A 19014-nucleotide genomic window follows, 5' to 3' on the forward strand; every position below is an offset into this window, starting at 1 on the left:
CATGCCAATCTCCGTTTGAGGTTCAGGATTCGGGGGTGCCAGCCCATCCGGCGATGAAGCGGCCGGTCTCGCGGATCACGAGGTCGGCCTGGTCGCGGTGCGGCGAATGGCCGCACTGCGCCAGCTCCAGCAGCCGGGTCTGCGGCGCGCGCCGCGCGATGCCGCGGATCTGTTCCAGCGTGCCGTACTCGTCGTCGACGCCCTGCACCGCCAGCACCGGGCAGGCGATCGCGGGCAGCTCGTCCTCGATCGTCCAGCCACGGAACTCCGGCGCCAGCCAGATGTCGTTCCACCCGCGGAAGGCCGACTCCGCGTCCGCATGGTAGCGCCCGAGGCGCTGCGGCAAATCGGTGGTTTCATAGGTGCGGCGGGCCTGCTCGATGCTCGCGATGCTCAGGTCCTCGACCCGGATGTGCGGCGCCATCGCGACCACGCCGGCGGTCGGGTGCGACGCCGCATGCAGCAGCGCGATGCTGCCGCCGTCGCTGTGGCCGAACAGCCAGGGCCGCGCGACGCCCAGCTGCTGCAGCAGGGCCGGCAGCACCTCGCGCGCCTGGATGTGCATGAAGTCGACCGGCCAGCGCTCGTCGCGCGGCTTCGGTGTCGACTGGCCGTAGCCGTAGCGCGAATACACCAGCCCGCGCAGGCCGTGGGCCTGGCACAGCTGGCGCGGGAAGTTCTTCCACATCGCGACCGAGCCCAGCCCTTCATGCAGGAACACGACGACCGGCAGCGTCGATGCAGCATCGCCGACCCACTGGTATTCGAGGCGCAGCGGCCGGCCGCGCCCCTCGAGTTCGGCGAACTGGATCGGTTCGGCGTAACGGCGACCGACCATGCGTCAGGCGGGCGTGTCGCCCAGCGCCCGCAGCCTGAAGCGCTGGATCTTGCCGGTCGCGGTCTTCGGCAGTTCGGTCGTGAAGACGATGTCGCGCGGCGTCTTGTGCGGTGCGAGCCGGGTCTTCACGAAGACCTTCAGCGCGGCCTCGAGCGCCGGGCCGGCGTCGTGGCCGGGGTTCGGCACGACGTAGGCGCGCGTCTTCGTCAGCCCGGTCGCATCGGTCACGCCGACCACCGCGCACTCCATGACCGCCGCGTGGCCCATCAGCGCCGATTCGACCTCGATCGGCGACACGTACTGGCCGCTGACCTTCAGCATGTCGTCGCTGCGGCCGGCGTAGGTGTACCAGCCGTCGGCGTCGACCACGTACTTGTCGCCGCTGCGCACCCAGTCGCCCTGGAAGGTGGCGCGCGTCTTGTCGCGGTTGTTCCAGTACAGCAGCGCGGCGCTCGGCCCGCGGATGAACAGGTCGCCGATCTCGCCGGGCGCGACCGGGCCGCCGTCGTCGCTGCGCAGTTCGAGCTCGTAGCCCGGCACCGGCTTGCCGGTGCAGCCGTAGCGCAGCGCGCCTTCGCGGTTGGACAGGAAGATGTGCAGCATCTCGGTCGAGCCGATGCCGTCGAGCACGTCGCAGCCGAAGTGCGCGCTGAAGCGCTCGCCGACCTCGCGCGGCAGCGCCTCGCCGGCCGACGCGCAGACGCGCAGCGCGACCGCGTCGCGCACCGGCAGTGCGTCGTTCGCGAGCAGCGCGACGTACAGGGTCGGCACGCCGCAGAACACGGTCGGGCGGTGCTGCGTCAGGCGCTTGAAGACGGCCGCCGGCGTCGGCCGCTCGGCCATCAGCACGACGGTCGCGCCGACGCTCAGCGGAAAGGTCAGTGCATTGCCGAGCCCATACGCGAAGAACAGCTTGGCGGCCGAGAACACCGTGTCGTCCTCGCGCACGCCCAGCACCGGCTGGCCGTACAGCGCGGCGGTCCAGTACAGGTTGGCGTGGCTGTGCACCGTGCCCTTGGGCTTGCCGGTGGAGCCGGACGAATACAGCCAGAACGCGAAGTCGTCGGCCTGCGTGTCGGCGGGTGCGGCGAGCGGCGGGGTGTCGAGCAGCGCGGCGAACGCCGTCGTGCCGTCCGCGGCAGGTGCGGCGGACGCGCCGGCGATGACGGCGACCGGCGGTTCGTCCAGGCCCGCCAACGCCTGCTGCGCCACCGGCCACAGCGCGCCCGACACGATCAGCGCGCGAGCCCGGCTGTGCGCGAGCATGTAGGTGTAGTCGCCGGCCGGCAGCAGCGTGTTGACCGGCACCGGCACGATGCCGGCATACAGCGCGCCGAGGAACGCGACCGGCATGTCCACCGTGTCGAGCATCAGCAGCAGCACGCGGTCTTCGCGGCGCAGGCCGAGCCGCAGCAGCCCGGCGGCGCAGCGCTTCACCCGGTCGGCCAGCTCGCCGTAGCTGAGGCGGCTGTCGTCGTCGATGTAGGCGGTCTTCGCGGCGCGGCCGGCGTTGCGCTGCAGCAGGTGGGCGGCGACGTTGAATCGTTCGGGCGGCGCCTCCACGGCGAGGTTCGGGGCCATGCTGTTCTCCTGACGGTCAATCGGCCCGGATGCCGGGGCGGACCTGGAGGGCCACCCGCGTCGCGACAGCTGGGGCCGCCGGGACGGCCGGCCGCGTTTGTACCTCAAGCGCGGCGAGGCCGAACCGTCCGCACCGCAACTTCGTCCCAATGGACCTTCGGGTGGGTTCGCACTGACGTCTCACGGCGATCTCCGCATAATGCATTCACGGACAGTGCGAAACCACCTGATGCAATATGTTGCACTGAAGTCAGTATAGCCAGCAGTCCCGATCGACCTCGTTACGGACATACCCTTGGACCGATTCCCGACTTCGCCGCCCATGCCGCCGCTGCCGCCCACGCCGGAGGGCGATGCCGACCCGAACGCCGACAAAGACCCGTTCCTCTCGTCGCTGGGCGAGCGGACGCGCGCGCTGCGCTCGCGGCGCGGGCTGACACGCAAGAGCCTTGCCAAGGTGGCCGACGTGTCGGAGCGGCACCTGGCCAATGTCGAGATGGGGGTCGGCAATGCGTCGATCCAGTTCCTGCGGCAGCTGGCGCAGGCGCTGAACTGCACGCTGGCCGAGCTGGTCGGCGACGAGACCGCCAGCTCGCCGGAGTGGCTGATGATCCGCGAGATCCTGCGCGGCCGCAGCGAATCCGAGCTGGCGCAGGCGCGCTCGGCGCTGGCTTCGGTGTTCGGCGCGCCGGCCAGCCAGGCGGCCCGGCGCCAGCGGGTCGCGCTGGTCGGCCTGCGCGGGGCGGGCAAGAGCACGCTCGGGCGCCTGCTGGCCGACAGCTGGGCCGTGCCCTTCGTCGAGCTGAACCGCCACATCGAGACGGTGGCGGGCTGCAGCGTCTCCGAGATCCATTCGCTGTACGGGCCGGCGGCCTACCGCCGCTACGAGCGGCGCGCGCTCGAGGAATGCATCCAGCGCTGCCCGCGCGCGGTGATCGCGACGCCCGGCGGCATCGTCTCCGACCCGGCCACGTTCAACATGCTGCTGGCGCACTGCTACACCGTGTGGGTGCGCGCCTCGCCCGAAGAGCACATGAACCGCGTGCTGGCCCAGGGCGACACCCGCCCGATGTCGGGCAATGCCGAAGCGATGAACGACCTGCGGCGCATCCTCGAGAGCCGCGCGGCCTTCTACTCGAAAGCCGACGAGGTGTTCGACACCAGCGACAAGACCCTGGAGACCGCGTTCGTGTCGCTTCAAGACCAATTGCGAGGCACGATCCGGCTGGCGGGTTGACGCTCGGCGCGACATGCACTAAATTGCATTTCTATTGTCGGGCGTGCAGCATACTGCCGCCGGCTGGAGATGCCCATGACTGCTGCTGCCATTGACCGGGTCGACCCTGCCGACCCGGTCGACTACGAAACCCATCCCGACCGCTACCGCCATTGGCGCCTCGGCGTCGAAGGCGACGTCGCGACGCTGGTGCTGTCCGTCAGCGAAGACGGGGGGCTGCGGCCGGGCTACAAGCTGAAGCTCAACAGCTACGACCTCGGCGTCGACATCGAGCTGCACGACGCGGTGCAGCGCATCCGCTTCGAGCACCCGGCGGTGCGCACGGTGATCATCACCAGCGGCCGCGAGCGGGTGTTCTGCTCGGGCGCCAACATCTTCATGCTCGGCCTTTCAAGCCATGGCTGGAAGGTCAACTTCTGCAAGTTCACGAACGAGACGCGCAACGGGCTGGAAGACAGCAGCCGGCACGGCGGCCTGAAGTTCCTCGCCGCCGTCAACGGTGCCTGTGCCGGCGGCGGCTACGAGCTGGCCGCGGCCTGCGACGAGATCATCCTGGTCGACGACCGCTCGTCGGCCGTCAGCCTGCCCGAGGTGCCGCTGCTCGGCGTGCTGCCCGGCACCGGCGGGCTGACGCGGCTGACCGACAAGCGCCGCGTGCGCCACGACCATGCCGACATCTTCTGCACCACCAGCGAAGGCGTGCGCGGCAGGAAGGCGGTGGACTGGCGGCTGGTCGACGAGGCGGTGAAGACGCAGGCCTTCGCGCAGCGCGTGCAGGAGCGGGCGCGCGAACTGGCCGCGCTGAGCGACCGGCCGGCCGGCGCACGCGGCGTGCCGTTGCCGCGCTTGAGCAAGCAGCGGTCCGCCGACGCACTGGCCTATGGCCATGTCGACGTGCAGATCGACCGCGCGGCACGCCATGCGACGCTGGCGGTGCGTGCCCCCGCCGGCGCGCAACCGACGGACATCGCCGGCATCGAAGCCGCCGGGGCCGCCTGGTACCCGCTGCAGATGGCACGCGAGCTCGACGACGCGATCCTGCACCTGCGCACCAACGAACCCGAGATCGGCACCTGGCTGCTGAAGACGCAGGGCAGCGTCGACGCGGTGCTCGCGATGGACGCGACGCTGTACGCACACCAGGCGCACTGGCTGGTGCGCGAGACCATCGGCCTGCTGCGGCGCACGCTGGCGCGGCTCGACGTGTCGTCGCGCTCGCTGTTCGCGCTGGTCGACCGCGGCTCGTGCTTCGCCGGCTCGCTGCTCGAGATCGCGCTGGCGGCCGACCGCATCTACATGCTGGCCTTGCCCGACGAGCCCGGCGCAGCGCCGAAGATCGCGCTGTCGCCGTTCAACTTCGACGCGCTGCCGATGGTCAGCCGCGAGACGCGTCTGCAGCGCCGCTTCCACCGCGATGCCGACGAGATCGCCGCGGTGCAGGCCACGCAGGGCCGGGCGCTCGATGCCGACCAGGCGCTCGCACTCGGCCTCGTCACCGCGGCGCCCGACGACATCGACTGGGCCGACGAGATCCGCATCGCCATCGAGGAGCGCGCGAGCCTGTCGCCCGATGCGCTGACCGGCCTGGAGGCCAACCTGCGCTTCGCCGGCACCGAGAGCATGGAGACCCGCATCTTCGGCCGCCTGACCGCGTGGCAGAACTGGATCTTCAACCGCCCGAACGCTGTCGGCGAGGCCGGCGCGCTGAAGGTCTACGGCACCGGGCACAAGGCCCAGTTCGACTGGAAACGAATCTAGGACGCCCGCACACAAGCCGGTCGCACTGAGCCTGTCGAAGTGCAGCGCAACGAAACCAAGCCCATGTCCAGCATCAACTACACCGACAAGATCCCGAACAACGTCAACCTGTCCGAGGACAGGACGCTGCAGCGCGCGCTCGAGCACTGGCAGCCCAACTACCTGAACTGGTGGCAGGACATGGGCCCCGACGGCTCGCACGGCTTCGACGTCTACCTGCGCACCGCCACCAGCACCACGCCCGACGGCTGGGCGCAGTTCGGCCACGTGAAGATGCCCGACTACCGCTGGGGCATCTTCCTCGCGCAACCCGAGGCCGACCGCCGCATCGGCTTCGGCGACCACCGGGGCGAGGCCGCCTGGCAGGACGTGCCCGGCGAGCACCGCGCCAACCTGCGCCGCATCATCGTCACGCAGGGCGACACCGAGCCGGCCTCGGTCGAGCAGCAGCGCCACCTCGGCAAGACGGCGCCCAGCCAGTACGACCTGCGCAACCTGTTCCAGGTGAACGTCGAGGAAGGCCGCCACCTGTGGGCGATGGTCTACCTGCTGCACAAGCACTTCGGCCGCGACGGCCGCGAGGAGGCCGAGGCGCTGCTCGAACGCCGCTCCGGCGACCAGGACAACCCGCGCATCCTCGGGGCTTTCAATGAAGAGACGCCGGACTGGCTGGCGTTCTACATGTTCACCTACTTCACCGACCGCGACGGCAAGTTCCAGCTGTGCGCGCTGGCCGAGAGCGCGTTCGATCCGCTGTCGCGCACCACGCGCTTCATGCTGACCGAAGAGGCGCACCACATGTTCGTCGGCGAATCCGGCGTGTCGCGCGTGATCCAGCGCACCTGCGAGGTGATGAAGCAGACCGGCCTGGAAGACCCGGCCGAGCTGCGCCGCCACGGCGTGATCGACCTGCCGACGATCCAGCGCTACCTGAACTTCCACTACAGCGTGACCATCGACCTGTTCGGTGCCGACCAGTCGAGCAATGCGGCGATCTTCTACAGCTCGGGGCTGAAGGGCCGCTACGAAGAAGGCAAGCGTGCCGACGACCACGTGCTGAAGGGCGCGCACTACAAGATCCTCGACGTGCGCGACGGCGTGCTGGTCGAGAAAGAGGTGCCGATGCTGAACGCGCTGAACGAGGTGCTGCGCGACGACTACATCCGCGATTCGTCGGCCGGCGTGAACCGATGGAACAAGGTGATCGAGAAGGCCGGTCTCGCGTTCCGGTTGAGCGTGCCGCACAAGGCCTTCAACCGCCACATCGGCAGCTTCGCCGGGCTGCGCGTCAGCCCCGACGGCCGGGTGATCGGCGAGGTCGAATGGCAGGCCAACGTGCCACACTGGCTCGCGAGCGAGGAAGACCGCGCCTACGTCGCGTCGCTGATGGGCCGCGTCGTCGAGCCCGGGAAATACGCGAACTGGATCGCGCCGCCGCCGATCGGCATCAACAAGCAGCCGGCCGATTTCGAGTACGTGCGATTCAATTGAGATGGACCCCGTCATCTTCATCCAGCAGCACCTGATCGACCCCGAGGTCTGCATCCGCTGCAACACCTGCGAGGAGACCTGCCCGGTCGATGCGATCACGCACGACGACCGCAACTACGTCGTCGATCCGGCGATCTGCAACGGCTGCCAGGCCTGCGTGTCGCCATGCCCGACCGGCAGCATCGACCACTGGCACCCGGTGCCGAAGGCGGCGGCCTATTCGGTCGAGGCGCAGTTCGGCTGGGACGAACTGCCGCCGAAGCAGGAGATGCCGGCGCTCGCGCAGCCGCTGGCCGACGCGGGTGCCGCGCCGGTCGACGACGTGCCGCCGCAGGCGAACGCGGCGCTGTCGCCGTCGTCGGCGCGGCCGCCGTGGTCGGCCGCGCACCCGTACCTGAACCTGCACACGCTGAAGAAGCCGGTGCAGGCGACGGTGGCCGGCAACTTCCGGCTGACCGCGCCCGATGCCGAAGGCGACATCCACCACCTGGTGCTCGATTTCGGCACGCAGTTCTTCCCGCTGCTCGAAGGCCAGGCCATCGGCATCGCGCCGCCGGGGCTCGATGCGAGCGGCAAGCCGCACTACCTGCGCATGTACTCGGTCGCGAGCCCGCGCAGCGGCGAGCGCGAGGGCTACAACAACGTCTCGCTGACGGTGAAGCGGGTGACCAGCGATCACGACGGGCAGCCGGTGCGCGGCGTCGCGTCGAACTACCTGTGCGACCTGCGCAAGGGCGACACGGTGCAGGTCTGCGGCCCGTTCGGCGACCGCTTCCTGATGCCCAACCACGACGGGTCGAACCTGCTGATGATCTGCACCGGCACCGGCGCGGCGCCGATGCGCGCGATGACCGAGCACCGGCGGCGCCTGATGGTCGCGGGCAAGCCGGTCTACGCGCGGCTGATGCTGTTCTTCGGCGCGCGGCGGCCCGAGGAGCTGCCGTACTTCGGGCCGTTGACCAAGCTGCCGGCGTCGTTCATCGACACCTCGCTCGCGTTCTCGCGCGTGCCGGGGCAGCCGCGGCGCTATGTGCAGGATCTGCTGCGCGAGCGCGCGGCCGATGTCGTCGACCTGCTGCGCGGCGACACCTGCCTCTACCTGTGCGGGCTGAAGGGGATGGAGACCGGCGTGCTGGAAGCGCTGGCCGACGTGTGCGCGGCGGCGGGGCTCGATTGGCCGCTGCTGCACCGGCAACTGGTGGAGGAGGGGCGCTTCCACGTGGAGACGTATTGAGGGGTAATCCCTGCTGTGCCGCGGCGTCGTTTGTTTAAGACTCATAACTGTTCAAGCTTCAACCGCCGCGCACCGTGACCCTGCTGTCCATCACCCATGAAGGTCCGGTCGCCCATGTGCGGCTCACCCGACCCGAGAAGCGCAACGCGCTGAACGACGCGCTGATCGCCGAGCTGCACCACACGTTCGCCGCCTTCGACGCGAGCGTGCGCGCCGTCGTGCTGAGCGGCGAGGGCCCGCATTTCTGCGCCGGCCTGGACCTGTCCGAACTCGATGAACGCAGCGCCGCCGACGGCATCCTCCATTCGCGCTCGTGGCATGCGGCCTTCGAGCAGGTCCAGTTCGGCCGCGTGCCGGTGGTCGCGGTGCTGCACGGCGCGGTGGTCGGCGGCGGGCTTGAACTCGCGAGCGCCGCGCATCTCCGCGTCGCCGAGCGCAGCGCCTTCTATGGCCTGCCCGAAGGCCAGCGCGGCCTGTTCGTCGGCGGTGGCGGCTCGGCGCGCATCCCGCGGCTGATCGGCGTCGCCCGCATGAGCGACATGATGCTGACCGGTCGCGTGCACGATGCCGAGGAAGGCCAGCGCATCGGGCTGTCGCAGTACCTGGTCGACGATGGGCAGGGCCTCGCGACCGCGTTCGAGCTGGCCCGCAAGATCGCATCCAACGCGCCGCTGTCGAACTTCGCGGTGATGCATGCGCTGCCGCGCATCGCCGAGCAGGGCCAGGCGGCCGGGCTGTTCACCGAATCGCTGATGGCCGCGATCGCGCAGGCCGACGACGCGGCCAAGCAGCGCATGCGCGCCTTCCTCGACGGCCAGGCCGGCAAGGTCGGCAGGACATGAGCGCGGCGCTGCCACGCTATCGTCCGGTGGCGCTGGGCGGCTCGCTCACCGCACGCTTCACGCCGGGCGACGACGGCAGCCTGTGGATCGAATCGACCGAGCCGCTGCAAGCGCATCCGCTGCGGCTGACCGATCGATTGCAGCATTGGGCCGCGAAGGCGCCCGAGCGCACGCTGGCCGCCAAGCGCGATGCCACCGGCACCTGGCGCCGCCTGAGCTACCGCGACGCGGTGCACGGCGCGCGCAGCATCGCGCAGGCGTTCCTCGACCTCGGGCTCGGCCCGGAGCGGCCGCTCGCGATCCTCTCCGACAACGACCTCGAGCACCTGCTGCTGACGCTCGGCGCGATGTGGGCCGGCGTGCCCTGTGCGCCGGTCTCGCCGGCGTACTCGCTGCTGTCGCAGGACCATGCGAAGCTGCGCCACATCCTCGGCCTGCTGACGCCGGGGCTGGTGTTCGCCGCGAACGGCCCGGCCTACGCGCGGGCGATCGACGCCGCGCTGCCGCATGGCACGCCGCTCGCGCTCGCCAGCGGCGCGGTCGAGGGCCGCCACGCGCTGCACTTCGCCGACCTGCTCGCGACCACGCCCACCGACGCGGTCGATGAGGCCCATGCCCGCGTCGGCCCCGACACCATCGCGAAGATCCTGTTCACCTCCGGCTCGACGCAGGCGCCCAAGGGCGTGATCAACACGCAGCGCATGCTGTGCAGCAACCAGCAGATGATCCTGCAGTGCTTCCCGTGCCTGGGCGAGACGCCGCCGGTGCTGGTCGACTGGCTGCCGTGGAACCACACCTTCGGCGGCAACCACAACGTCGGGCTGACGGTCTGGAACGGCGGCACGCTGTACATCGACGACGGCAAGCCGACGCCGGCGCTGATCGGCCAGACGCTGCGCAACCTGCGCGAGATCGCACCCACCGTCTACTTCAACGTGCCGAAGGGCTTCGAGGAGATCGCCAACGCGCTGGAGCACGACGCTGCCTTGCGCGACATGCTGTTCAGCCGCGTGCAGATGTTCTTCTTCGCCGGTGCCGGGCTGTCTCAGCCGGTGTGGGACCAGCTCGACCGGCTGGCCGAAGCCACCTGCGGCGAGCGCATCCGCATGCTGACGGGCCTGGGCATGACCGAGACCGCGCCGTTCGCGATCTGCGCCAATGGCGACGACGTGCGCTCCGGCCACATCGGCCTGCCGGCCCCCGGCATCGCGTTGAAGCTGGTGCCGAGCGGCGACAAGACCGAGCTGCGCTACCGCGGCCCGAATGTCACGCCGGGCTACTGGCGGCTGGCATCGGCCGGACACCTTGACGACGACGGTTTTTACGCCAGCGGCGATGCGGTGCGCCTGGTCGATCCGGCCGACCCGCAGCGCGGCCTCGCGTTCGACGGCCGCATCGCCGAGGACTTCAAGCTCGCGACCGGCACCTTCGTGTCGGTCGGCCCGTTGCGCGCGCGGGCCATCACGGCCGGCGACCCCTGCGTGCAGGACGTGGTCGTCACCGGGCTGAACCGCAGCGAGATCGGCCTGCTGGTGTTTCCGCGCGCCGACCGCTGCCGCGCGCTCGCCGGCCTCGCGGCCGATGCGTCGCTGGCCGAGGTGCTGGCCGCGGCGCCGGTGCGCGCGTTCTTCCAGCGCTGGATCGACCTGCTGCACGACGCCGGCACCGGCAGCGCGACGCGCGTCGCGCGCGCGCTGCTGCTGGCCGAGCCGCCGGCGATCGACCGTGGTGAAGTCACCGACAAGGGATCGATCAACCAGCGCGCGGTGCTGGCCTGCCGGGCCGCGCTCGTCGAGCAGCTGCACGACGGCAGCGCGCCCGGCCTGTTCCTTCCGGGCAGCCGATCGGCATGAGCGACTCCCGCACCACCACGCACACCGTCGCCGTGAACTTCGGCGACTGCGACCCGGCCGGCATCGTCTTCTTCCCGAACTTCTCGCGCTGGATGGACGCGGCCTCGCTGTCGTTCTTCATGCAGTGCGGCGTGCCGCCATGGCGCGAGCTGGAGCGCACGCGCGGCATCGTCGGCACGCCGCTGCTGGAGATCCACACCCGCTTCCTGCAGTCGGTCACCTATGGCGAGACGATCACGATCGAGACCTGCGTCGACGAATGGCGCGGCAAGGTCTTCGTGCAGCTCCACCGCGTGCTGCGCGACGGCGAGCTGGTCTGCGAAGGCCGCGAGACGCGCATCTTCGTGACCCGCGACGTCACCGGAAAACTGAAGTCCATCGCGGTGCCGGACGACATCCGCGCGCTGTGTCGACAAGCATCACGACCCCGAACGGAGACCACCCCATGAAGCACCTGAAGACCTGGCTGGCCACGGCTGCCTTGGCCGCAATCGCGGCGGGCGCGCAGGCCGACGTGACGATCGGCGTCAGCGTCCCGCTGACCGGCCCGACCTCGGCGCTCGGCATCCCGTGCAAGAACGGCATCAGCCTGTGGCCGGCCACGATCGCCGGCGAGAAGCTGAACGTGATCGTGCTCGACGACGCGACCGACCCGACCGTCGGCGTGAAGAACGCGCGCCGCTTCGTCACCGAAGACAAGGTCGACATCATCGTCGGCTCGGCGGCCACGCCGATCGCGATCGCGATGTCCGACGTCGCAGCCGAGGCGCAGACGGTGCAGCTGGCGCTGTCGCCGATCCCGCTGCCCGAAGGCAAGGGCGCGTGGACCTTCAGGCTGCCGCAGTCGACCGCGGTGATGTCGATCCCGATCGTCGAGCACTGGAAGAAGACCGGCGCCAAGACCTTCGGCTTCGTCGGCTATGCCGATGCGTACGGCGAGGCCTGGTTGAAGGACATCACCGCGCAGGCCACCGCGGCCGGCATCAAGAACGTCGGCGTCGAGCGCTTCGCGCGGGCCGACACCAGCATCACCGGCCAGGCGCTGAAGCTGGTTGGCGCGAACCCGGATGCGATCCTGATCGCCGCATCGGGCAGCGGCGCGGCGATGCCGCACAAGGGCCTGGTCGAGCGCGGCTACCCGAAGGGGAAGATCTACCAGACGCACGGCGCGGCCACGCTGGACCTGATCCGCGTCGGCGGCAAGGACGTCGAAGGCTCGTTCGTCTCGTCGGGCCCGGCGCTGGTGGCGCCGAAGCTGCCCGACAGCAACCCGAGCAAGGCGCTCGGCGTGCGCTTCATCGAGCAGTACGAGAAGGCGTTCGGGCCGAAGAGCGCGAACCAGTTCGGCGCGCATGCGTTCGACGCCGCGATCGTGCTCGAGAAGATCATTCCGATGGCGCTGAAGAAGGCGAAGCCGGGCACGAAGGAATTCCGCGCCGCGCTGAAGGAGGCGCTGGAGACGGCCGGCCGCATTCCGATGTCGCAGGGCGTGCTGAACTACACCGCGACCGACCACTTCGGCTTCACGCCCGACACCGGCGTGCTGCTGAAGGTCGTCAACGGCGACTGGGACGTCGTCAAGTGATCGGCTGACGCGCCGCTCGCATGGACCTCTCGATCGCGGGCATCCTGCTGCTCGACGGCGCGACCAGCGGTGCGGTCTACGCGCTGCTGGCGCTCGCGCTGGTGCTGGTGTTCGCGGTCACGCGGGTGATCTTCATCCCGCAGGGCGAGTTCGTCGCCTACGGTGCGCTGACGCTCGCGATGCTGCAGATGGGCAAGCTGCCCGGCACCGTGTGGCTGCTCGGGATCCTGGCCCTGCTGGCCGCGCTGCGCGATGCGTTCGGCGCGCTGCGTGAAGGCAGGCCCGCCGGCCGCATCGCACGCGATGCCGCGCTGTCGCTCGCCTTGCCGGCCGCGGTGAGCCTGCTCGCGCTGTGGGCCGCACCGCGCCAGCTGCCGCTGCTGCTGCAAAGCCTGCTGACGCTCGCGATCGTCACGCCGCTCGGCCCGCTGGTCTACCGGCTGGCGTACCGGCCACTGGCCGATGCATCGGTGCTGGTGCTGCTGATCGTCTCGGTCGGCGTGCATTTCGCGCTGACCGGGCTGGGCCTGCTGTTCTTCGGCGCCGAGGGCTTTCGCAACCCGAGCTTCTGGGACGAGCGCTTCCAGGCCGGGCCGCTGACGCTGTCGGGGCAGGCGATGATCATCTTCCTCGTCTCGGCCGCGCTGATCGTCGGGCTGTGGCTGTTCTTCGGCCGCACGCTGCGCGGCAAGGCGTTGCGGGCGACCGCGGTGAACCGGCTCGGCGCGCGGCTGATGGGCATCTCGACGGAAGGCGCCGGACGCTGGAGCATGGGTCTCGCCGCCTTCATCGGCGCGCTGTCGGGCCTGCTGATCGGGCCGACCACGACGATGTTCTACGACACCGGCTTCCTGATCGGGCTGAAGGGCTTCGTCGCGGCGATCTTCGGCGGGCTCGCGAGCTACCCGGGCGCCGCAGCCGGCGCGCTGTTCGTCGGCTGGCTCGAATCGTTCGGCTCGTTCTGGGCCAGCGCCTGGAAGGAGGTGATCGTCTTCACGATGATCCTGCCGGTGCTGCTGTGGCGCAGCTTCACGCACGGCGCGCCCGATGACGAGTAGGCGCTGGTTCCTCGTCGCGTTCACCGCCGTGCTGGCGCTGCTGCCGCAGCTGCCGGTGCCGGAGTTCTGGATCACGCAGCTGAACTACATCGGGCTGTATGCGCTGGTCGTGATCGGCCTGGTGCTGCTGACCGGCATCGCCGGGCTGACGTCGTTCGGCCAGGCCGCGTTCGTCGGCATTGGCGCCTACAGCAGTGCGTGGCTGACGCTGAACCTCGGGCTGTCGCCGTGGCTCGCGGTGTTCGGCGGGCTCGCGCTGACGGCGCTCGCGGCGCTGCTGCTCGGCTGGATCACGCTGCGCATGTCGGGCCACTACCTGCCGCTCGCGACCATCGCATGGTGCCTGAGCCTGTACTACCTGTTCGGCAACCTGGAGGCGCTCGGCCGCTACGACGGCCTGCTTGGCATCGCGCCGCTGAGCGTCTTCGGCCTGCCGCTGAACACCGGCCGCAGCTTCTTCTACCTGCTGTGGGCGCTGGTGCTGCTGGCGGCGCTGGCCGCGACGCAGCTGCTCGATTCGCGCAGCGGCCGCGCGCTGCGGGCGCTGAAGAGCGGCAGCACGATGCCCGAGGCGATGGGCATCGACACCTTCCGCGCCAAGGTCACGGTGTTCGTGCTGGCTGCGTTGCTGGCCGGCGTGTCGGGCTGGCTGTTCGCGCATTTCCAGCGCAGCGTCAATCCGTCGCCCTTCGGGCTGAAGATGGGCATCGAGTACCTGTTCATGGCGGTGATCGGCGGGGTCGGCCAGGTGTGGGGGGCGCTCGCCGGTGCGGCGGTCGTCAAGCTGCTGGAAGACCAGCTGCAGGTGCTGCTGCCGCGGCTGCTCGGCGGCAGCGGCAGCTACGAGGTGATCGTGTTCGGCGTGCTGCTGGTGGTGGTGCTGCAGTACGCGCGCGACGGGCTGTGGGCGGCGGTCGTCGCGCGCCTGCCGCGGCGCGCGCGGCGCCGCGACTGGGCCGATGCGGCGCCGCTGCCCGAGGCCGCGCGTCCGCCGCACGGCGAGCTGGTGCTGGACGTGCACTCGGTGCGCAAGGAATTCGGCGGGCTGGTCGCGGTGAACGACGTCAGCTTCCAGGTGCGGGCCGGCGAGATCGTCGGGCTGATCGGGCCGAACGGCGCCGGCAAGTCGACCACCTTCAACCTGGTCAGCGGCGTGCTGCCGCTGACGAGCGGCGAGGTGCGGCTGCGCGGCGAGCGCATCGACGGGCTGCCGTCGCGCGGCATCGCGCGGCGCGGGGTGTCGCGCACCTTCCAGCACGTGAAGATGGTGCCGGAGATGACGGTGCTCGAGAACGTCGCGCTCGGCGCGCACCGGCGCGGGCGGCGCGGCGTGCTGCCGGCGATGCTGCGGCTGGAGCGCGACGAGGAGCGCCGCCTGCTGCGCGAGGCCGAGCGGCAGCTGCAGCGCGTCGGCATGGCCGACCGCATGGACGAGTTGGCCGGCAACCTGGCGCTCGGCCCGCAGCGTCTGATGGAGATCGCCCGCGCGCTGAGCGCCGACCCGTCGCTGCTGCTGCTCGACGAGCCGGCGGCCGGGCTGCGCCACCAGGAGAAGCGCGCACTGGCCGAGGTGCTGCGGCAACTGCGCGCCGAGGGGCTGTCGATCCTGCTGGTAGAACACGACATGGACCTGGTGATGGACGTCAGCGACCGCATCGTCGTGATGGAGTTCGGCATGCAGCTGATGCAGGGCACGCCGTCCGAGGTGCAGGCGAGCGCGGCGGTGCGGGCGGCGTACCTGGGGACGGAGCACTGAATTGACACCGCAGCACACTCCTGCTCCGCTCACCCTGAGCCTGTCGAAGGGTCGGGCTGAGCCTGTCGAAGCCCTCGAAGTCAGCGAGCTCCACGCCGGCTACGGCCGCGCCGAGGTGCTGCGCGGCATTCACCTGCAAGCCGCCGCCGGCAGCGTCGTCACCGTGATCGGCCCGAACGGCGCCGGCAAGTCGACGCTGCTGAACGCGCTGATGGGCGTGCTGCCGTCGCGCGGTGCGATCCGCTGGCAGGGCGCGGCGATCGATGCGTTGCCGCTCGAAGCGCGCGTCGACCGCGGCATCGCCCTGGTCCCCGAGACCCGCGCGCTGTTCGGCAGCATGCCGGTCGAAGACAACCTGCGGCTCGGCGCCTGGCGCCTGCGAGGGCGCGGCCCTCAAGCGGCGCGCGATGCGATGGAGCGGGTGTTCGCACTGTTCCCGCGCCTGCACGAGCGGCGCGGCCAGCTCGCCGGCACGCTGTCGGGCGGCGAGCGGCAGATGCTGGCGGTCGGCCGCGCGCTGATGGGCGAGCCGTCGCTGCTGATGCTCGACGAGCCGAGCCTCGGCCTCGCGCCGCTGGTGGTGCGCGAGATCTTCCGCACGATCGCCGCGTTGCGTGCGACCGGCGTGACGATCCTGCTGGTCGAACAGAACGCGCGCGCTGCGCTGGAGGTGGCCGACCACGCCTATGTGCTGGAGATGGGCGAAATCGTGCTGCAAGGCCCGGCGGCGGCGCTGGCACGCGATGCCCGCGTGATCGACACCTACCTCGGCGCGGCGCGTTCCGCCGCGCCACGCTGACCGTGGACGCCCTCGACAGCTCGCGCCTGGAGCACTTGGTCGGCTATGCGGCGACCCGCGCCTCGGTGCAGCTGAAGCGGTCGTTCGTGCGCCACCTGGGGCCGCTGTCGCTGAAGGCCGTCGAGTTCTCGATCCTGGTGCTGGTCGCGGCCAACGAGCGGGTGAACCAGAAGCAGCTGGGCCAGGCGCTCGACGTCTCGCCGCCGAACATGGCGGTCACGCTGGACCGGATGGTCGAGCGCGGCTGGGTGTTGCGGGTGCGCTGCAGCGAAGACCGGCGCTCGCAGCGCATCGAGCTGACGCCGGCCGGGCGGACGCTGGCGGCGCGGGCCGAGAAGATCGCCGCGACGATGGAGGATGCCGCGTTGCAGGCCTTGGCGCCGCGTGAGCGTGCGACGCTGATCAAGCTGCTGATGCGCGTCGCGGCAGGCGCCGGCTAGAGCGGCTGCAGGTCCGGTCCGCGCAGCCCGACCAGCAAGGCCCGCCCGTTGTCGTCGATGCGGAACTCGCCGTAGCGCGCGCCCGACCAGCGCTGGGCCTCGCCCTCGCGGAAGAACCATGCATCGGTGACGAGGATCCAGTCGCCGCCCTTCGGCGTCAGCTCGATGCGCAGCTCATCGGCGGCGAGCGCGCTGCCGTCGTCCAGCCGCAGCAGCGTCAGCACGTTGCGCTCATCGCGCCGCGCGACCGCGTGCGGGCGCTGCGCACGCAGCTGGTCGCCGTCGAGCTGCTGCGCCACGCGGGGTGGCATGCGGAAGTTCAACCGCATGAAATCACCTTGCATCAACGAGCGCGGATCGGCCGGTGCGAGTTCGACGAACACCGGCTGACCGTGGGCGATCAGCGATTCCTTCTGCCAGATCGCAATATTCGCGACGGCCAGCACGGCCACAGCGCAGGCGGCGATCCCCCAGCGCTGCAGACCGGCCGGTGGCACAGCGGGGGCCGCGGTCTCGCTCGACGCGCGCCGCGGGCTTCCCCATCGCGCCAGCAGCGCGAGCACCGCGCCGGCCGCCACCATCAGCAAGGCCTTGTGGGCGAGCGGCCAGGCCAGCTGGTAGTAGAACGCGCCGATGATCCAGGCGGCAGCCACCCCCGCCGCGGCGGCCAGGCGCCAGCGCCGCGTGGTGATGCTCAGCGCGAGCACCAGCAGCACCGCGCCGAGCGTCGGCATCAGGCAGGCCAGCAGCGCGAGCACGGCGGCCACGCCGGCCAGCCACGGCCGCCGCAGGCCCGGCCAGCGGCGCGCGGCCCACAGCGCGCCCGCGACGGCCAGCGCCAGCGAGGCCAACTGCTGCAGCGTGCCGGTCCAGTGATGTCCACTGCGATCGAAGCCGCGCACGACATCGCTGCCGAACTCACCGAGGTTCGCGCCGACCAGGAAGGTCATGCCGGCCCACCACGCCAGGCCGCACAGCGTTGCGAGCAGCCAGCCGGCGCTGACCGGCTCGACGACGGCCGCGTGCACCGGCGCAATGCGGCGCACCAGCACGTGTGCCGCCAGCCAGGCCGCGACGCAGCCGTGCCAGGCGAGCCAGAACACACCGAGGCGCGTCGCATGCGAGCCGCGCCACGGGTCGATCGCCAGCGCGAGCGCCCCCGTCGCCGCCGCCAACGCGCCGAGCAGCGCGCGCAGCCAATCGGCGCGCACCAATACCGCGGCGGCGAGCGCGACCGCACCGAGCGTCGCGAAAGCGAGGGCGTCCGGCAGGTCGCGGAACAGTCCGAACGCAAGCACGCCGCCGCCGACGATCAAGCCCGGCACCGCGAGCTGCTCGACGAACAGCGGGATCTGCCGCGAGTGCAGCACCACCAGCGAGCCGGCCAGCACCAGCAGTCCGATCAGGTAGGGGCCGGCGCCGCGCGTGACGAAGTCGCCGAACAGCATGCCGACGACGATGATCAGCGGCACGGCCGCCAGCCAGGCGCCGAGGCCGGTCAGCAGCACGACCGGCCACGGGCGGGTCTCGGATGTCTCGGAAGGGGTCATGAGGGAATCGCTCATGCGTCGGCTCCGGTGGTGGTGCCGGTCCGTGCGTGGCGGCGTGCGAGGTGCATCACGCCCGACACGCTGGCGGCCAGCAGCCCGGCGGCGGACAGGCCCAGCAACAGCATCCGGCTGATCTCGTCGAACGCGCTGCGGCGATCGAACAGCCAGTGCGTGAGCCCGGCGACGAGCAGCGCGTTCAGCCCCAGGGCCACCGCGCTGAGCCCGTAGATGTCGAAGAGGTGCCGGTTGGCCAGCAGCACCGCGGCGATGCCCAGCACCGCGAGCGCCAGCGCGTAGTGCGCGCCGCTGCGGTCGCTGAACAGCGCGCTGGCACCGCTGACGCAGATCATCAGGACGGCCAGCGTCACCGCGGTGCGCTCACCCCATTCACCGCCGCCGGTGAAGCGCTGCCACGCCGGGTGCAGCGCGACCACCAGCGCGATCGCCGCGCTCCAGCCGATCAGGTGCGCGGGCAGGTCCTGCGGTTCGATGCGCCAGCGGTGACCGGTGTGCGCGACGATCCACAGCGAGATGCCGCTCATCGCGACCAGCGCGAACGGGGCCCACAGCACGTCGCTGCGCGCCCCCAGGCACAGCGGCAGCGCGAGCGCGGCCCAGAGTGCGAACAGCTGCCAGGGGTCGGCGCCAGTCTGGTAGGTCTGGCCGAAGAACGCGAACAGCCCGCCGATCGCCAGCAGTGCCAGCAGCCCGAACGGTGCGCGCAACGCCGGCCGCCACAGCGCGCCGGCGCACATCACCGCCACGCAGCCTTGCAGCAACGCGAAGCGGCCGGTGCGACCCAGCGTGTCCCAGTTGGCGGCGATCCAGAAGATCAGCCCGAGGCCGCCGAGCGCCGCGGCCAGCACGGCGATGCCTTGCGGCAGGCGCTGCGAGAGCGCGGGGGGTTCTTCATGCAGGTCCATGGCTCCTCCGGTGGTGGGCGCGATGGTAGCGATGCACGGTGATGCCTGGTGCCGCTGCATGCGCGCGGT

General features: G+C 70.8%; 16 protein-coding genes. 12 read left to right on the forward strand and 4 right to left on the reverse strand.

Features of this window, described 5'->3' with window-relative positions; all coding sequences use genetic code 11:
- Positions 1 to 22 precede the first annotated feature (22 nt).
- Together ASC98_RS03470 and ASC98_RS03475 are read right to left on the reverse strand one after the other, a co-directional pair.
- Positions 23 to 838, reverse strand: coding sequence for an alpha/beta fold hydrolase (locus tag ASC98_RS03470; RefSeq protein ID WP_056805342.1), 816 nt, complete (start codon positions 836 to 838; stop codon positions 23 to 25).
- Positions 839 to 841: 3 nt separating this feature from the next.
- Positions 842 to 2419 carry a benzoate-CoA ligase family protein gene (locus ASC98_RS03475; protein WP_056805345.1) on the reverse strand — a complete coding sequence of 526 codons (1578 nt, stop codon included), beginning with the start codon at positions 2417 to 2419 and terminating at the stop codon, positions 842 to 844.
- A gap of 322 nt (positions 2420 to 2741) precedes the next feature.
- On the opposite strand from ASC98_RS03475, the gene ASC98_RS03480 reads away from it, so the two are divergent.
- From ASC98_RS03480 to ASC98_RS03535, 12 genes are all read left to right on the forward strand, one after another.
- Positions 2742 to 3656, forward strand: coding sequence for a helix-turn-helix transcriptional regulator (locus ASC98_RS03480; RefSeq protein WP_056805348.1), 915 nt, complete (start codon positions 2742 to 2744; stop codon positions 3654 to 3656).
- Positions 3657 to 3731: 75 nt separating this feature from the next.
- Entirely contained in the window at positions 3732 to 5414 is a 1683-nt protein-coding gene (gene boxC / locus ASC98_RS03485; protein WP_056805352.1) for a 2,3-epoxybenzoyl-CoA dihydrolase, read from the forward strand.
- Between the two features lie 63 nt (positions 5415 to 5477).
- Positions 5478 to 6905, forward strand: a complete 1428-nt coding sequence (boxB, locus tag ASC98_RS03490; protein ID WP_056805464.1) for a benzoyl-CoA 2,3-epoxidase subunit BoxB — start codon at positions 5478 to 5480, stop codon at positions 6903 to 6905.
- 1 nt (position 6906) lies between these two features.
- Entirely contained in the window at positions 6907 to 8139 is a 1233-nt protein-coding gene (gene boxA, locus ASC98_RS03495) for a benzoyl-CoA 2,3-epoxidase subunit BoxA (RefSeq protein ID WP_056805355.1), read from the forward strand.
- 74 nt (positions 8140 to 8213) lie between these two features.
- Entirely contained in the window at positions 8214 to 8981 is a 768-nt protein-coding gene (locus ASC98_RS03500; protein ID WP_056805358.1) for a crotonase/enoyl-CoA hydratase family protein, read from the forward strand.
- Positions 8978 to 10834 (forward strand): feruloyl-CoA synthase, encoded by a 1857-nt coding sequence (locus ASC98_RS03505; protein WP_056805361.1) that lies wholly within the window; start codon positions 8978 to 8980, stop codon positions 10832 to 10834. The genes ASC98_RS03500 and ASC98_RS03505 overlap by 4 nt, the downstream gene beginning before the upstream one ends.
- Positions 10831 to 11283 carry a thioesterase family protein gene (locus tag ASC98_RS03510; protein ID WP_056805363.1) on the forward strand — a complete coding sequence of 151 codons (453 nt, stop codon included), beginning with the start codon at positions 10831 to 10833 and terminating at the stop codon, positions 11281 to 11283. Before ASC98_RS03505 ends, ASC98_RS03510 begins: the two co-directional genes overlap by 4 nt.
- Positions 11280 to 12419: an ABC transporter substrate-binding protein gene (locus ASC98_RS03515; protein WP_056819642.1), complete on the forward strand. Its 1140-nt coding sequence runs from the start codon at positions 11280 to 11282 to the stop codon at positions 12417 to 12419. Before ASC98_RS03510 ends, ASC98_RS03515 begins: the two co-directional genes overlap by 4 nt.
- Positions 12420 to 12439: 20 nt before the next feature.
- Positions 12440 to 13477: a branched-chain amino acid ABC transporter permease gene (locus ASC98_RS03520; RefSeq protein ID WP_056805368.1), complete on the forward strand. Its 1038-nt coding sequence runs from the start codon at positions 12440 to 12442 to the stop codon at positions 13475 to 13477.
- Positions 13467 to 15233, forward strand: a complete 1767-nt coding sequence (locus tag ASC98_RS03525) for an ATP-binding cassette domain-containing protein (protein WP_056805370.1) — start codon at positions 13467 to 13469, stop codon at positions 15231 to 15233. The genes ASC98_RS03520 and ASC98_RS03525 overlap by 11 nt, the downstream gene beginning before the upstream one ends.
- 40 nt (positions 15234 to 15273) lie before the next feature.
- Complete coding sequence (locus tag ASC98_RS03530; protein WP_056805466.1) at positions 15274 to 16032, forward strand: ABC transporter ATP-binding protein; 759 nt, start codon at positions 15274 to 15276, stop codon at positions 16030 to 16032.
- A 2-nt stretch (positions 16033 to 16034) separates the two neighbouring features.
- Positions 16035 to 16472 (forward strand): MarR family winged helix-turn-helix transcriptional regulator, encoded by a 438-nt coding sequence (locus tag ASC98_RS03535; RefSeq protein ID WP_056805373.1) that lies wholly within the window; start codon positions 16035 to 16037, stop codon positions 16470 to 16472.
- Here the strand turns inward: ASC98_RS03535 and ASC98_RS03540 are convergent.
- Positions 16469 to 18037 carry a GDYXXLXY domain-containing protein gene (locus ASC98_RS03540; RefSeq protein ID WP_082542189.1) on the reverse strand — a complete coding sequence of 523 codons (1569 nt, stop codon included), beginning with the start codon at positions 18035 to 18037 and terminating at the stop codon, positions 16469 to 16471. The genes ASC98_RS03535 and ASC98_RS03540 overlap by 4 nt on opposite strands.
- Positions 18034 to 18945 carry a DUF2157 domain-containing protein gene (locus tag ASC98_RS03545; protein WP_056805378.1) on the reverse strand — a complete coding sequence of 304 codons (912 nt, stop codon included), beginning with the start codon at positions 18943 to 18945 and terminating at the stop codon, positions 18034 to 18036. Before ASC98_RS03545 ends, ASC98_RS03540 begins: the two co-directional genes overlap by 4 nt.
- Between the last annotated feature and the right edge of the window lie 69 nt (positions 18946 to 19014).

The organism is Rhizobacter sp. Root1238 (genome assembly GCF_001425825.1).
In the GTDB taxonomy this organism is placed as follows: domain Bacteria; phylum Pseudomonadota; class Gammaproteobacteria; order Burkholderiales; family Burkholderiaceae_C; genus Rhizobacter.

Coding starts and splice junctions, on each gene's coding strand:
- ASC98_RS03525 (WP_056805370.1), top strand. CDS start 13,467: ATGACGAGTAGGCGCTGGTTCCTCGTCGCGTTCACCGCCGTGCTGGCG.
- ASC98_RS03470 (WP_056805342.1), bottom strand. CDS start 838: ATGGTCGGTCGCCGTTACGCCGAACCGATCCAGTTCGCCGAACTCGAG.
- ASC98_RS03510 (WP_056805363.1), top strand. CDS start 10,831: ATGAGCGACTCCCGCACCACCACGCACACCGTCGCCGTGAACTTCGGC.
- boxC (WP_056805352.1), top strand. CDS start 3,732: ATGACTGCTGCTGCCATTGACCGGGTCGACCCTGCCGACCCGGTCGAC.
- ASC98_RS03480 (WP_056805348.1), top strand. CDS start 2,742: ATGCCGCCGCTGCCGCCCACGCCGGAGGGCGATGCCGACCCGAACGCC.
- boxB (WP_056805464.1), top strand. CDS start 5,478: ATGTCCAGCATCAACTACACCGACAAGATCCCGAACAACGTCAACCTG.
- ASC98_RS03515 (WP_056819642.1), top strand. CDS start 11,280: ATGAAGCACCTGAAGACCTGGCTGGCCACGGCTGCCTTGGCCGCAATC.
- ASC98_RS03475 (WP_056805345.1), bottom strand. CDS start 2,419: ATGGCCCCGAACCTCGCCGTGGAGGCGCCGCCCGAACGATTCAACGTC.
- ASC98_RS03505 (WP_056805361.1), top strand. CDS start 8,978: ATGAGCGCGGCGCTGCCACGCTATCGTCCGGTGGCGCTGGGCGGCTCG.
- boxA (WP_056805355.1), top strand. CDS start 6,907: ATGGACCCCGTCATCTTCATCCAGCAGCACCTGATCGACCCCGAGGTC.
- ASC98_RS03520 (WP_056805368.1), top strand. CDS start 12,440: ATGGACCTCTCGATCGCGGGCATCCTGCTGCTCGACGGCGCGACCAGC.
- ASC98_RS03545 (WP_056805378.1), bottom strand. CDS start 18,945: ATGGACCTGCATGAAGAACCCCCCGCGCTCTCGCAGCGCCTGCCGCAA.
- ASC98_RS03540 (WP_082542189.1), bottom strand. CDS start 18,037: ATGAGCGATTCCCTCATGACCCCTTCCGAGACATCCGAGACCCGCCCG.